A 14,543-nucleotide genomic window follows, 5' to 3' on the forward strand; every position below is an offset into this window, starting at 1 on the left:
GAACAACCTGAAGCTTAAAAGAAATCGAATAATCTTTTTGAGTACGCTTTACATACCCACTGTTTTCTGGTGTTTTCATTACACTAAGGTTTGAGTGTATCGCTATTGCAGGACGGGACATCATTTATAACACCGTCAACAAATAGGTTAATTGGTGTTTTTTTTTTTTAAAATTATAAATGATTGATATATAGTATATTGAAGTTTGTGATATGTCTTCCTGCCACCACGACTTTTTAGTATATCAATTAGTGTTAAAACTTGGTAATCGAAAGATTATCAGGTTTCTGCATTTTAAGGGGGTTCTTTAATTTGGTTTGGATTTTGAGGTTTAATGAATTGCTTAAAATCTATTTTATTTGTTGCCAAATTGATTATGACTTGTATACAAAACAAAATTTTCAAGTATTTTTTTACTGATGTTTATTCTAAAAAGATTGTATTTTTATTTATAAGAGTTTTTTTTGAAAGGACATTATACATTGCTTTGATAATTAGGAAATTTTTTTGTCTTCGAAAGTTTAAAAAAAATTAAATTCTATCTATACGTTGTTGATGATAATCATGAAAGAATAGCCTATGGCATTGCATACTTCAAAGCTTCGTCTTGAATAAGCCATGGATAGGGCAGTGAACTCTTGAAAAATTCTAACAGATTTTCTATTTAGTTTATATTAGATAAATTAATTACTAAACCACACTACTAAGTTATATAAATATCTACCTCCCAGAAAAAATATGATGCTGTGTGGCCGTAAAATAATCTCTAAAAATTCTATTTAGCGGATGCTTTTCACTACAAGCTTTTACGCCCAATAGCGGATACACTTTTAAAATGGCTTCTGAAATGGCCTTCACCGATGCCGTTGCGTTAGCATGTATGGTTTCAATATAGGCTTCAGTAATTTTACTTTCGTTGTTGGTAAAATCTTCAATAGCTTCAGCAAATTTATAAAGTTCTTTGTTGGTTTTGTAAAGCATCAAAATAAATGGCTTTAATGGTTGTTGTTTCAGAACCAAGGAAGCTTCATCAAAAAAATGTTCAGCCATACCTAAATAATTCACCCAAAGCGTTAAATCGGCAAACACCGAAAACGGTATTTTAAAAATAGGTTGCGGTAAATAAAACGTATTGTAAACAAACGCATATTCTGAAGGAACCTTTACCTGTTCTACCTTAAAAGAATGGGTAGCTGTAGCTTTTAGTCCCATGGTTTCCCAATCTTTAATGATGGTAACAGCTTCCTTTGGAATTACAAAAGAATATACTAAAGGTGTTCCATCGGTGTTCAAAACAGGTTTTCCATTGTCTGTAATTTTAGCGTTCAATGTAAAATGGGATAGGTAAGGAGCACCCGTAGCATAATGCCATTCCCCAGAAATAATATAATCGTCACCCTGTTTCTCTGCTGTACCAAAAACGCCTCCACTACCTCCAAAACACACCGTGTTTTTTGGATTTAAGAAAATATGGTTGGCAACTTCTGGCTGTAAGTTTCCAATAAAATAGGTAGCTCCACTGCAAAGTGTTACCGTCCAACCTAAACTGCCATCGGTTTTAGCCAGTGCTTGAAGTTCTTTTAAGCCTTCGGTTAGTGATAATTCCAAACCGTTATAAGCTTTAGGTACCCATAAACTCCAAAGGTTTTTATTGGCAATCCATTTCAAGGTTTCGCTTGAAAATTCAGAAGCCTCCAATGGTTTTGGACTAAACGGTGTTGTATTGGTTTCTTGATTCATTTAAAATAATGTTACGCCATTTAAAATATCCTGAAGTGCCCACAGCAAACAGAAACATAGTTAAACCTGCATATATATAAAGTTCTTTGTAAAATAACAACGGAATGGAAATAATGTTGCTTATGTTTAAGTAAATCCAGTTTTCCATTTTTCGTCTTGCCATAAGCCACATACCTGCCCAAGCAAAGGCAGTGGTACAAGCATCCCAATACGGTACATCAGAATTGGTATGGAAAACAAGCCAATAACTCATAATAATAAAGCAACCAATTACAATGCCAATGGCCTTTAGATGTTCTATAAACGTAGCATAGGAAATAGCAACTTCTTCTTTCTGTTTACCAAACTTCCAATAGAACCATCCGTAAATACTCATGACCAAATAGTAGAAATTCAACAAAATATCTGCATAGAGTTTTGAGGCATATAGTACCCACATACCTATAAGAATGGATATAATGCCAAATAAATAATTGCTGATGTTGTTTTTTCGAGCAAGAAGCACTTGTGTGATTCCGAAGGCGGTACCTAGCCACTGTAAAATTATAATTGGAGATAAAAAATCGGCCATCATTGTTTGTGTTTTAAACGAATGTATTAAGAAGATGAGCCAATAATGGAAAGTATGCAATAAAGCTTTATCCAAAAAATCCCTCCGCTGGCATTATCCAGATCAGGTACCGAGCCAAAAGACTCTTGGGTATCATCTCAGCCTGTTAAAACAAGCACCCCATTCTAAAGCAAAGTTAGAACTATAGAAGTTATAATAAAAGTGAATGTTCTTTTTTTATTTACAATTCTTTAATAGGTTTGATGCTTTATGAAGTTATTATTGCAGTGTATTTTTAAAGTATCACTTATTTAAGCATGATATTGCTAATTTCTAGAGAAAACGTTTCTTCTTTTTTATTCCCAATCAAAAAAGTAATTTGTTCCATTTGTTCACCAGAATAGTTTGGTATATCTAAACTTTTTCCTCTAAAAGCAGGGTGCATATTGGAAAAAGGAATTTCAATATTACACCATTTTGTTGTTGTATTGAAAGTGGCAATATAAGAATGTTTGTCACGGGCACTGTTCTTTATTCTGAATTGGTAAGTTTTACCATCGCCTTTAACTTTTAAACAAACTTTGGAAAAAGTAAATACATTTTTAGAATTAAAATGATATTGCAACATGGCAAATCCACCATTATTCTCTAAAGAAACTTCACCTCTAAAAACACCAATACCAGCATCATTTATAGAAAAAAAGCTATTCGATTTTCCGCCCATAACCACATCATTAATGGTTTTCCAGTTGGTAACATCACTTTTTGTATTAAAATCAAAAATAATCATTCCGTTTTGTAATTGGTTACAAGTGTAAGTAAAGAAATATTTTTGATTAAATATAACATAAAAAAAGAAGTCATGATAGGTCAGAAAAAACGTGTAAAATTTATGAAATTTATGACAAAAGCAATTATATTCGCATAATATATATCTCGTCAAAAAGTTAATAAAAAGGCTTATAAGAAAAAGAAAACACGTTTAACGATTTAATAGTGATTTTCATATAGATTTTTTTGTTACAACTAAAGAAAGCGCCTAAATTGATTCTAGATATATAAATATAGTTGATAAAATTATTACTTCGATTCCCTACTTGTTTGAGTGATAAATGATAACTATTATGGCATGTTTAACTGCCTAGAATAGTTTTAAAATCCATTGTAACTTAAATTATTGATTATGAAACACATTTACTATTTGCCTAATTAGAAGCTATAAACACTAATAGTTGCTATTTCTTATCTAATTTCTAATCAATTTAAAGTAAAGCAAAGCGCATCTTTAAATTTTAAAAAAGGGGCATATGTTTAAAAATACCTTCAAAACTCTCGCAAAACATCATTTTTTTATTGCTAGTTTAGTTTTACTAAGTTTAGTATTTAATAGTGGTTATGCACATGATCTTAAGATTCCAACTCTCAATAAAACCAGTCTTATAAGTACTGATTTTACTGGTTCTATCATTAAAGATGATTCACCCAGTTCAATTAATTCGGTTTCAACCTCTGGGAACAATTTTATTAATAATAGTGAATTAAAAATAACTATTGATTATAAAAAAGATATTTTATGTCATGGTGAATCTACGGGTAAAATTAAAGTTTCTGCTATGGGAGGTGTTGCACCTTATACCTATAGTATCAATGGAAGTACTCCTCAATCAAATTCTTTATTTGAAGGTTTACCTGCCGGGGCGTACACTATTAAATTATTTGATTGCTTAGGAAAATCAACATCAATTTGTGTAACCTTGCATGAACCAGGTCCATTAAGAGTTACAATTACCAAAGATGATGCAACTACCTGTCAAGACTGTAAAAATGGTAAAGCAACCGCAACAGTAGTAGGAGGTACACCTCCATATAGCTATTTGTGGAGCGCTAGTGCGGGCAATCAAACAACCCAAACAGCTACAAACGTTCCTTCAGGAAACCATATCGTTACTGTAAAAGATGCTAATAATTGTGTTTTATCGCAAGAGGTTGTTATTGGTTGTTCACACACTTGTGACGCCATAGTAAAGGTTGAAAATGTTATTGATGTTCTTTGTGCAGGAGAAAATTTGGGGAGTGCAACGGTTAGTGCGAGTTCAGCAACTTACGCTTCAGCTAAATTTACGTTTACTTGGAATACATCACCGGTTCAGGTTGATTCTGGAGTTACAACAAGTACACTAAGCAGTTTAAAGGCCGGAATTTATACCGTAAGTGTAACTATGGATGGTACTAATTGTCTACCAATTCAAAAATGTATAACCATTTCAGAGCCTGACAGTGTTTTAGATGTTACAGCTACTGCCACCGATGAAAGTGGTATAAATACAAATGATGGAACAGCAATTGCTACAACAACAGGAGGGACAGCTCCATACACATATTTATGGAGTCCAGGAGGCCAAACCACTGATAAAATTACAGGATTAAGTTCAGGAACTTATACGGTTACAGCTACGGATGCCCATGGATGTACAGCAACAACAACTGTAAATGTAAATCCAGGGAATTGTAACAATCTTTCATTAAATCCAACTACCACTGCCGTAAGCTGTAATGGGGGAGACAATGGTACAGCTTCTGCAAATGTTACTGGAGGTTCAGGTTCTTTTACTTATTTATGGAGTCCAGGAGGGGCAACTACACAATCAATTTCAGGGTTGTCAGTAGGTATGTATACAGTTTCTATTACAGATACAGTTACTAAATGTATGGTTCAAGCAACCGCCATGGTTAATGAACCCAATGCGTTAAGTTCAGGTATCGTAATTTCGAATGTACTTTGTTTTGGAGAAAATACAGGGTCTTTAGATATAACAGTTGATGGAGGAACATCTCCTTATGAATTTTTATGGAGTAATGGAGCTACTACTGAAGATTTAAATAATTTATCAGCTGGAACTTATTCAGTAACAATTACCGATGCTGAAGGTTGTACAACTTCCAATACTGCTACTGTTAGACAGCCTAATTCCGGATTAAATGTTGCCATTCTTTCTCAATCTAATGCGGTTTGTAATTTAGCATTAGGATCAGTTATAGTGAATGCGACTGGTGGAACAACTCCTTATAATTATACTTTAAAAGGTGCTACTCAATCTACTGGCGAGTTTGCAAATCTTGAAGCTGGAGATTATACTATTAATGTTATAGACGCTAATGGATGTGAAAAATCAATTGCTATCACTATTTATAAGAATTGCACCAACGCCGAGAACGACATCAACAACACGTTTGTTGACACGGCGGTAACGGGCAATGTCTTAACAAACGACACGGATGCCGAGGGCGACACCCAGCGGGTTACCACCACCACGGTGACCACGGTACAGGGGGTCGTGGTGACGATAGACCCGGCCACGGGCGCGTACACCTACACCCCGCCAGCGGGCTATATAGGCGAGGACAGTTTTGAATATACGGTATGCGACAACGGCACGCCCGAGGCCTGCGATATGGCCACGGTATACATAGAGGTACTGCCAAGGGGCGGCTCCGGGAACAGGCCGCCGATAGCCAACAGCGATACGGCGGGCACGGAGATGGATACCCCGGTAACGGGCAATGTCCTGTCGAACGACTTTGATCCTGATGGCGACCCGATCGTCGTGACCACCCCAACGGTGACCACGGTACAGGGGGTCGTGGTAACGATAGACCCTGCCACGGGGGCGTACACCTACACCCCGCCAACGGGCTTTGTGGGCGAGGACAGGTTCGATTACACGATCTGCGACAACGGTACGCCTGCACTGTGCGATACGGCCACGGTGGTTATTACGGTCTGGCCGAACAACGGCAATACCACCATCGCCAATGACGATGTTATTTATAATAATACTTGTGATAGTATAACAGGTAATGTTCTGGACAATGACTCCGATCCGGAGGACGATATCCAAACGGTAAGCACCACACCTGTTAGCAATGTTACTAATGGAGTACTGTCGCTTAATACTAATGGAAGCTTTACCTACACCCCTAATGCAGGGTTTATAGGGGCCGATAGTTTTGTGTACCGTGTATGCGATAACGGTACGCCACAGGCTTGTGATCAAGCGACGGTCTATATAACTATTACGGATGCTGAAGCTCCATTTATTGTGAACTGTAATATTGAAGATAGAACCATGGAATGTAATGGTTTGGATAATAAAACTTTAGCTGAAACTTGGAATTCAGAAAATATTGCTGCTTTAGAAATTTGTGCAGAAGATATTTGCGATATGAGTTTAACAGGACAAGTAACATCTGATTTTGATTTCAATAATTTCCAAAGTTCATGTGGATTAAGTGGTAGCATCGATGTAACTTATACCATTACTGATGATAGTGGTAGCGCAACAACTTTATCGGTAACACTCACAATAGTAGATACCACGCCACCTGATATATCAAATTGTATATTAGAAGACAAATCACTTTCATGTACTTTAACTACAGCTAAAGAAAATGCAGACCAATGGAATTTAGATAACATTGCTACATTGGAAGCTTGTGCTAAAGATGCTTGTAGCGTAGATCAAGCTGTTACAATTACATCAAATTATAATTTTGATAATCTAGCTTCAGGACAATTGATAGTTGTATATACGGTAACTGATGATTGCGGCAATACTTCAACTACCGATGCCATGTTAACTTTACAAAATGATGCTGTTTCGTCAACCGATATCAGTCTTTGTGTTGCTAGCGAAGTGGAATCTCAAGTATTTAATTTATTTAATTTATTATCTGGAAATTACAATACAGGTGGAACTTGGGAAGTTGTTTCAGGTAACGGTACAGTGATAGATGATCACTTTTTTAATCCTAAGTCTATTATTTTAAATGGAGAGAATGCTTCAGAAACAATAACGTTCAGTTATACAGAAACATCATCTAATTGCCCAACATACATTGAGGCTTCCATTGATGTAAACAATATATGTGAGGTTAAAGGATGTGATCTTGATAATATCGAAATATCAATCTTACTAACACCTAATGGAGATAGTCATAACGAGTATTTTACTGTGAAAGGAGTTGAAGATTGTGAGTTTAAAACGGATGTCAAGATTATAAACAGATGGGGAGCGATTATTTTTCAGTCAAGTAATTATCAAAATGATTGGAATGCATTCACGCATAAATCCTCGTTAGGTCCAGCAGGTCAAGTAACAAGTGGTACTTATTATTATGTAGTAACATTGGTTAATAGCGGAAAAGCCCCAATAACTGGTCTAATGTATATTGGAACTAAATAAAATTTATGTTATGAAGATTATTAAAAATAATTTAGTCATATTAATATTATTGATAAGTTCAATAATATTTGCTCAGCAAATGCCTCAATTTTCTCAATATATGTTTAACACCATATCAATTAATCCAGCCTATGCCGGAAGTCGGGAAACATTGTCTGTTGTTGGTTTGCATCGAAGCCAATGGGTTGGAATAAGCGGCGGACCAACAACTCAAACATTATCGGCGCATTCTCCATTAAGAAATGATAAAATTGGTTTAGGGTTCTCTGTTATAAATGATCAACCTGGATATGAAAATTTTGTATATGCTTACGCAGATTTTTCCTATACCATTCACACAAGTGATAATACCAAATTGTCATTCGGACTAAAAGCGGGGTTTACACATTATAATTTAGATGAAGTATTTTTAAATAACCCGAAAGTAACCTCCGATCCTTTCTTTGGAAACTATGCCGATAAATGGAATCCAAACGTAGGTGCAGGATTTCTGTGGCATGCTAACAAATGGTATGTAGGTTTATCTGCCCCAAGAATAATAAACACAGATTATAATTTAACTCAGGAAACCAACAATGTAGAGTACATTGCTCTTGAGCGTGTAAGTTATTATTTTACGGGAGGATATGTTTTTGATTTAAATGCCAACACAAAACTGAAACCTTCCTTTTTATTGAAAGCAACCAATGGAGCACCAGCTTCTGTAGATTTAAACGCAAATTTTTTATTCCATGAAAAATTATGGTTAGGTGGTTCATACAGGTTTAATGAAAACACAGCTTCTCTTGGCGCTTTAGCAGATTTTCAAATATCCAAAGAATTTAGAATTGGTTATGCTTACGAACATTATGTTTCAGATGTTAGACCTTATTTTGGAGGCACACACGAAGTGCTAATTATATTTGAACCATTTAATGAAAAACGTAAAAAATCCCCAAGATATTTTTAATACCAGTCCTATGAAAAATTATATATTATTAATTTTCGTTTCAATTTGCAGTTTAACCTTGAATGCTCAAAGAAATAATGCCGCTGATAAACTATATAGAAATTTCGCTTATATGGATGCTGCAAAATTGTATAAGCAAGCACTTGAAAAGCAAGATAGTTCTGCCTATTTATTAACCCGAATAGGGGATTGTTATTATAAAAACTCCGATTCGAAAGAAGCAGTTAAGTGGTATTCATTGGCAGCAAAAAAAGGGGAGGGTATTACGCCGAAATTTATGTTTAAATATATTCAAACGCTTCGAAGTGTTGGAAATAATAAACTTGCAGAAGAATGGTTAGTCCGATTTAAAAATTACACACCAGCAGATAGTATTATCTCAAATGAAAAATATAGCAATGTAACTACAAACCAAAATAATAGGCCGCAACTAAAGCTTATAAATTTAAGTACCAATACCAGTCTTGCCGATTTTGGAGGATTTGAAGATAGTTCAGGTAATTTTTACTTTTCATCTGCTATGAACAAAGAGGCGCTTTCAGAAAATAAGAAAAAACAAATTTATAGTTGGAACGAAGAGCCTTATCTGAAAATTTATAAAATGAAGGTTAAGAAAATTTTAAATTCAATAGAAGTTGGAGATTTTGAACCTATTGCTTCAGATTCTATTAGCTCAGTTTCAAATCATCAAGGTACATTAACTATAACTAAAGATGGTAAAACTTTATATTTTACTGGTAATAACGTTAAGAAAAATGAAAAAGCCGTTTACGATAAAAAAGGCACCAATAATTTAAAAATATATCGCGCAAGCTTAATTGATGGAAAATGGAGCCATATTGAAGATTTATCCATTAATGATAAAAATTACTCAACAGGGCACCCAACTTTAAGTCCTGATGAGAAAAGTCTATACTTTGTTTCAGATAAAGAAGGAGGCTTTGGACAATCAGACTTGTATGTGGTTGCAATAAATTCAGATGGTACCCTTGGTGAAGCACAAAATCTAGGACCTAAAATAAATACTCCAGGGCGCGAAATGTTTCCTTTTATTGCCGCCGATTCTAGTATGTATTTTTCATCAGATGGCTATATAGAAAATAGCTTTGGGTTATTGGATATTTATAAAACAAACCTTGTGAAAGACGGATTATCAAGTCTAGTTACCATAGAAAACATGGGAGCTGATTTTAATAGCGGATATGACGATTTTGCTTTTTTTACCAATGATGGCGAACAATCTGGTTACCTTTCGTCCAATAGAGAAAACGGTCAAGGAAGTGATGATATTTATGCCTTTTTAACAGAAAAGTGTATGCAAAGCATCGTAGGGATTGTATATGATGTTTTAACAAAAGAACCTGTGAAAGAAGTAAAAGTAATTTTAATGGATAAAGATGGTGTGAAGTTATCTACAACAATTTCAAATCAAGACGGGATGTATATGTTTGAGGATGTAGATTGCGAAACCGATTTTATAGTAACAGCTAGTAAACCAAGACATGAATCTACTACTGAAAAGTTAACAACTACTAATATACCTAATGATAAGATTAATGCCGACTTGTATTTAAGACCTAATGACATTAACATAAATCCTATTTATTTTGATTACAATAAATCTAATATTAGGCCTAATGCTGCATTAGAATTGGATAAAGTTGTTGCTGTTTTGAAGGAATATCCAAAGATGATTATTAAAATTGAATCGCATACAGACAGTCGTGGTGATGATTCTTATAATTTAGCATTGTCAGATCGTAGAGCAAAATCAACAAAAGAGTATATTTTATCAAAGGGAATTATGCCTATGCAAATTGAAAGTGCCATAGGTTATGGCGAGACCCAATTAGTCAATCGTTGCGTAAACGGATTTAGAAATATATGTTCTGATAAAGAACATGAAGAAAACCGACGGTCACTATTTATAATAGTAAACTTTAAAACATTTGATAAATAAAATTAAAGAGGCTGCCTGAAAAGTATCAACAAGTGTCATTCTGAATTCATTTCAGAATCCTAACTCGTTGACAATCAATATTTATTAGAAACTGAAACAAGTTCAGTTTGACAATATATAGACTTTTCAGACAGCCTCTTTTATGTTTAGTTCTAAAATTTAGAAACATCAATTTTAAATAATTCAACGGCATTTTTCCACATAATCAATTCCTTTTTTTCTTGAGGTAGTTCTAATTGATCCATGAATTTTAAATAGGATTTCATATTGCTTATAGGCCAATCGGTACCGTAAAGTAAGTATTTTGGGTCGCCGGCATAAGTAATCATTTCTTCAATTTCCGTTTTCATAAAGCGCTCAAACTTATCGGAGAAATCGCCTAATACCAATCCGGAGATATCGGCATGTACGTTTTTGTTTTTGTAAACAACTTCCATGCAATCTTTAATCCATGGGTTTCCCACATGGCAAATCAATATTTTTAAATCGGGGTAATCAACCGCTAAATCATCAATATGCAATGGATGCGAATATTTAACCTTTCCAGTAGGGGCATAAGTGTCGCCAGAATGAAACATAACAGGTACATCAAATTCAATAGCCATTTCATATACCACTTTTAAACGAATATCATTGGGGTAAAACGGTTCGTAACCAGGGTAGAACTTCAAGCCTTTAATAAGGCCTGCTTCCAAATACTCACTAATTTCTTTTAAATCGCGGTAATTATAGTTTAGGTAACTAATACCAGCAACTACCCCAAGATTATTTCGCCCGCTAATAGCTTCAACCACCTGTTTGGTGCTGGGTCTGTGTTCATTTACTTTGTAAGACGAAAGCACTAAGGAATAATCAACCTTGTTTTCCAACATGGTTTCAGTGAGTTTGTTTAGGCAATCTTCTAAAGATACAACTCTATCTTCGTGGTAATTGTTTATGTGGGTGTGAACGTCTATAATCATAAGGTTGTTTTTTATTCGTTGTTTTCAATATCGCTAATGTGATGCTCTAAGGCTTTTACTGAAATTTGAATTTCCATAATTAGCAATCCTAACGATATAATTAATAAAATAAGTGCAGCTCCAAATACCCAAATTGCCAAAGTTTGTTGTTGTATATATATTAAAAACATGGTTAAAACGCATAACAGCAAACTAGAAATACCAAAAATTTGCATGCTGCGCGTTAAGTAAAGGCGTTGCTTTATATTTTGTATTTGAGCCATTAATATCTTGTCCTTTTTTTTAACGTATTTGGAATGTAAATCTCTAATGGTGGCAGCGTACGCTAAAAACCGGTTGGTATAAGCTAACATGATTAATGAAATTGCTGAAAATAAAACAGCAGGTGTGGTAAGCGTTAATTCTTCCATTTTTAATAATTTGACCAAATTTAACAACTTTAAAGTTTTTTGAGGGTATATTTTGCTTCAAATTATTTTTTACTTTAGATGCATGCAAGAAGATTTTTTACACTACACCTGGAAACATAAAAAAATGGAGCTGAACAAATTGAAAACTGCCCAAGGAGATGCAGTTTTACTAACTTCGGTTGGGCAACACAATTTTAATTCAGGCCCCGATTTTTTTAATGCACAGCTTAAAATTGGCAATCAACTTTGGGCAGGAAATGTTGAAATTCATGTAAAATCATCCGATTGGTTTTTACACAGTCACGAACAAGATAAAGCCTATGACAATGTGATTTTGCATGTAGTTTGGGAGCATGATACCGATGTGTTTAGAAGTGATAATACTCCTATTCCCACACTACAGCTTAAAGATTTTACCAATATAGATGTTTTAAATAATTATGAAAAACTATTTTCTAAAAATGGTAAATGGATTAATTGTGAAAATGATTTTGCATCGGTTGAAAATTTTGTGCTAAATAATTGGTTAGAGCGTTTGTATTTTGAACGCTTAGAGCGAAAACAGGAAACTATTCAAAATTTATTGAAAGACACAAAAAACGATTGGGAAGCGGTGTTTTTTATCATGTTGGCTAAAAATTTCGGACTTAAAGTTAACGGGGAGCCGTTTTATAGTATGGCAAAATCCATAGATTTTTCAGTGGTAAGAAAATCGCAGTCCAGTTTAACAAGCTTAGAAGCTTTGTTCTTTGGGCAATCCGGTATGTTGGAAGATGATTTGGAAATATCCTATTACTTAGAGTTACAAAAAGAGTATCAATTCTTAAAGCAAAAATTCAAGTTAGAAAATAATAACGTAATGCCTTTGCAGTTTTTTAGATTGAGACCACCAAATTTTCCAACCATAAGACTGTCGCAATTGGCAAGTTTATATTTTGAACATAAAACCTTGTTTTCAAAATTAATGGAAGCCAAAACCTTAGAAGATTTTTATAAAGTGTTTAAAGTGTCGGCATCAACTTTTTGGAATTCACATTACACATTTCAAAAAACATCAAAAACATCTTCAAAAATACTCACCAAATCGTTTATAGACTTATTGCTTATTAATACTGTTTTGCCTCTAAAATTTTCTTATGGAAAAGAAAAAGGTCAAGAACTGGATTCTGAAATTTTAAACATAGCTGCTGATATTGCTTCAGAAAAAAACAGTGTGGTTGATGCTTTTAATAATATGAAGAAAGTTTCAAATACATCATTACAATCGCAAGCACTTATTCAACTTAAAACAGAATATTGCAGTAAAAACAAATGTTTGCAATGCGCCATAGGTAATTCACTCATAAACCCATAAAGAAATAAACCCATAAACTTTTAAACTAATAAACTTAATACTAAATTGCAGCATGAACGGAATATATAAACTATTATTATTTTTTCAAAAACATGGGTATTACGTGTGTCAACGTATTGCCGAGCGTTTAGGTATTAGGGCAAAAGTTGTGAGAACATCGTTTATTTATTTAACTTTTGTAACACTTGGTTTTGGTTTTGCTTTATACTTGTTTTTGGCATTTTGGATGCGTATTAAAGATTTAGTTTACACCAAAAGATCTTCTGTTTTCGATTTATAATTTATGAACCCACTTATTAATTTTTTTAGAACCAAAATTTACACCGCTGTTTTTTTGCTGGTTGTAATCTTGCTAATTGGTATCTCGGGTTATAGAATTATTTCAAATTATTCGTGGATTGATGCGGTTTACATGACAGTAATTACACTAACAACCGTTGGTTTTGGTGAGGTGGTGCCACTAGACTACAATTCTAAAGTTTTTACCATATTTTTAATTTTGGCCAGTGTTATAATCATGGGTTATGCGCTTTCCATTATTACCGAATATATTTTAAGCAAAAACAATCTTGAAGAATTAAAACATAAAAAGATGGAAAAAGAGATTAATAGTTTTAAAAACCATGTGGTTATTTGTGGATACGGTAGAAATGGTAAGCAGGCGGCACAAAAACTGTTAACACATAAAAAAGCGTTTGTTGTAATAGAGAAGAATAGAGATATGGAAGAGCGTTTGAAATTAGACGAAGTTCCATATATAATAGGAAATGCTAATGAAGATGAAGTGCTCATGCAAGCAGGAATAGACCGTGCATCTAACTTTATTTCAGCATTGCCCAACGATGCAGATAATTTGTTTGTGGTGCTTTCAACCAGGCAAATAAATAAAGATATCAATATTATAAGTCGCGCATCCAACGAATCGTCTTATAATAAGTTAAAATTTGCGGGAGCCAATAACGTTATTTTACCCGATAAAATAGGTGGCGACCATATGGCGTCTTTAGTAGTAGTGCCAGGTTTGATGGAGTTTTTGGATAATCTTTCAATAGTAGGGAAATCAAGTATTAATATTGAAGAAGTTGCTGTAGAAAAGTTATTCGCCAAACAAAGGGTAAGCACTATTAAAGATTTAGACCTTCGAAAAAAAACAGGATGTACTATTATAGGTTATAAAGATGAAAATGGTGAATATATTGTAAACCCTGAAGCCGAGTTAAAACTAGCACCAAATTCTAAAATCATTGTATTAGGAAGACCGGAACAGATTGAAGCGCTAAATTCAACATACAATATCGAATAGAGAATCACCTATTTTAACAGCCAATGTTTTAAAAAATCAAATTTTTTTAGCATCTTGCTGTCTTTTAGTAAG

The 14,543-nt window shown here is 34.1% G+C and carries 11 protein-coding genes; 6 read left to right on the forward strand and 5 right to left on the reverse strand.

Annotated features, from left to right (window positions below):
- Window positions 1–720 precede the first annotated feature (720 nt).
- From J8H85_RS14720 to J8H85_RS14730, 3 genes are all read right to left on the reverse strand, one after another.
- Window positions 721–1,740, reverse strand: a complete 1,020-nt coding sequence (locus J8H85_RS14720; protein WP_209655978.1) for an acyl-CoA dehydrogenase family protein — start codon at window positions 1,738–1,740, stop codon at window positions 721–723.
- On the reverse strand, window positions 1,709–2,314 hold the full coding sequence (gene pnuC, locus J8H85_RS14725) for a nicotinamide riboside transporter PnuC (protein WP_209655979.1): 606 nt from the start codon (window positions 2,312–2,314) through the stop codon (window positions 1,709–1,711). The genes J8H85_RS14720 and pnuC overlap by 32 nt, the downstream gene beginning before the upstream one ends.
- A gap of 283 nt (window positions 2,315–2,597) precedes the next feature.
- The gene (locus tag J8H85_RS14730) at window positions 2,598–3,080 is read right to left on the reverse strand and encodes a CIA30 family protein (RefSeq protein ID WP_209655980.1); all 483 of its coding nucleotides are present in this window, start codon (window positions 3,078–3,080) and stop codon (window positions 2,598–2,600) included.
- Between the two features lie 517 nt (window positions 3,081–3,597).
- Between J8H85_RS14730 and J8H85_RS14735 the strand changes: the two genes are divergently transcribed.
- Genes J8H85_RS14735 through J8H85_RS14745 form a run of 3 tightly spaced genes read left to right on the forward strand, consistent with a single transcriptional unit; the run spans window position 3,598 to window position 10,442 of the window.
- The gene (locus tag J8H85_RS14735; protein WP_209655981.1) at window positions 3,598–7,533 is read left to right on the forward strand and encodes a tandem-95 repeat protein; all 3,936 of its coding nucleotides are present in this window, start codon (window positions 3,598–3,600) and stop codon (window positions 7,531–7,533) included.
- A 10-nt stretch (window positions 7,534–7,543) separates the two neighbouring features.
- On the forward strand, window positions 7,544–8,482 hold the full coding sequence (locus tag J8H85_RS14740) for a PorP/SprF family type IX secretion system membrane protein (protein WP_209655982.1): 939 nt from the start codon (window positions 7,544–7,546) through the stop codon (window positions 8,480–8,482).
- Between the two features lie 10 nt (window positions 8,483–8,492).
- On the forward strand, window positions 8,493–10,442 hold the full coding sequence (locus J8H85_RS14745; protein WP_209655983.1) for an OmpA family protein: 1,950 nt from the start codon (window positions 8,493–8,495) through the stop codon (window positions 10,440–10,442).
- A 152-nt stretch (window positions 10,443–10,594) separates the two neighbouring features.
- Here the strand turns inward: J8H85_RS14745 and J8H85_RS14750 are convergent, their stop codons facing one another.
- Entirely contained in the window at window positions 10,595–11,404 is an 810-nt protein-coding gene (locus J8H85_RS14750) for an amidohydrolase family protein (protein WP_209655984.1), read from the reverse strand.
- A gap of 11 nt (window positions 11,405–11,415) precedes the next feature.
- Complete coding sequence (locus J8H85_RS14755) at window positions 11,416–11,814, reverse strand: DUF2721 domain-containing protein (RefSeq protein WP_209655985.1); 399 nt, start codon at window positions 11,812–11,814, stop codon at window positions 11,416–11,418.
- A gap of 82 nt (window positions 11,815–11,896) precedes the next feature.
- Between J8H85_RS14755 and J8H85_RS14760 the strand changes: the two genes are divergently transcribed.
- The 3 genes from J8H85_RS14760 to J8H85_RS14770 are packed head-to-tail and all read left to right on the forward strand — an operon-like array spanning window position 11,897 to window position 14,471.
- On the forward strand, window positions 11,897–13,168 hold the full coding sequence (locus J8H85_RS14760) for a DUF2851 family protein (protein ID WP_209655986.1): 1,272 nt from the start codon (window positions 11,897–11,899) through the stop codon (window positions 13,166–13,168).
- A 52-nt stretch (window positions 13,169–13,220) separates the two neighbouring features.
- Complete coding sequence (locus J8H85_RS14765; RefSeq protein WP_209655987.1) at window positions 13,221–13,448, forward strand: PspC domain-containing protein; 228 nt, start codon at window positions 13,221–13,223, stop codon at window positions 13,446–13,448.
- A gap of 3 nt (window positions 13,449–13,451) precedes the next feature.
- Window positions 13,452–14,471, forward strand: a complete 1,020-nt coding sequence (locus J8H85_RS14770; protein WP_209655988.1) for a potassium channel family protein — start codon at window positions 13,452–13,454, stop codon at window positions 14,469–14,471.
- Window positions 14,472–14,543 lie beyond the last annotated feature (72 nt).

This window comes from Mariniflexile gromovii, assembly GCF_017814435.1.
GTDB lineage: Bacteria > Bacteroidota > Bacteroidia > Flavobacteriales > Flavobacteriaceae > Mariniflexile > Mariniflexile gromovii.